This window comes from Alcanivorax sp. HI0083, from assembly GCF_001635175.1.
This window is the reverse complement of the sequence record NZ_LWFX01000344.1, coordinates 1-935: the sequence shown is the minus strand read 5'-3', so window position 1 is coordinate 935 and position 935 is coordinate 1. Positions and strand designations below refer to the sequence as shown.

The following is a 935-nucleotide window of genomic DNA, read 5'->3' as shown; positions in this document are numbered from 1 at the left end:
GTACTCGGTTCCTGCACCGCCGGCGGCGCTTATGTGCCCGCCATGGCCGACGAAGTGATCATGGTGAAGGAACAGGCCACCATCTTTCTGGCCGGGCCGCCACTGGTAAAAGCCGCCACCGGCGAGGTGGTCACTGCCGAGGACTTGGGCGGTGCCAACCTGCACTGCGAACAATCCGGTGTGGCGGACCACTTGGCCGAAGACGAACCCCATGCCTTCGAGTTGGCGCGCCAGTGCATCGCCCACCTGAACTGGCACAAACCGGATCAGGTAAAGCGCCTGCCCGTGCAAGCCCCGGCCTACGACCCGCAGGAGCTGTACGGTGTGATCCCCACCACCACTCGCCAGCCCATGCCTGCCCGTGAGTTGATTGCACGCATGGTGGATGGCTCGGAGCTGGACGAATTCAAATCCCGTTACGGCACCACCCTGGTGTGCGGCTTTGCCCGCATCCACGGCTACCCGGTGGGCATTCTCGCCAATGACGGTGTGCTGTACTCGGAATCCGCCCAGAAAGGCGCGCACTTCATCGAGCTGTGCAACCAGCGCAAGATTCCCCTGCTGTTCCTCCAGAACATCACCGGTTTCATGGTCGGCCAGAAATACGAAGCCGAGGGCATTGCCAAGCATGGCGCCAAGATGGTCAACGCGGTGGCCTGTGCCACCGTGCCGAAATTCACCGTGATCACCGGCGGCAGCTTCGGTGCCGGTAACTACGGCATGTGTGGCCGCGCCTATGACCCGCGCTTCATGTTCATGTGGCCCAACGCCCGCATCTCGGTAATGGGCGGCGAACAGGCGGCCAGCGTGCTTACCCAGGTGAAACAGGCCTCGCTGAAGAAAAAGGGCCAGGCATGGAGCGATGAAGAGGCAGGACAATTCCAGGCCGAGATGACCGAACGCTATGAAGAAATGGCACAGCCCTGGTATGCCAG

General features: G+C 62.0%; 1 protein-coding gene. It reads left to right on the top strand.

The annotated features are described in order from the left end of the window. Nucleotides 1-935: carboxyl transferase domain-containing protein (locus tag A3754_RS03645; protein ID WP_304439792.1), on the top strand; the 935-nt coding region annotated here is incomplete at both ends.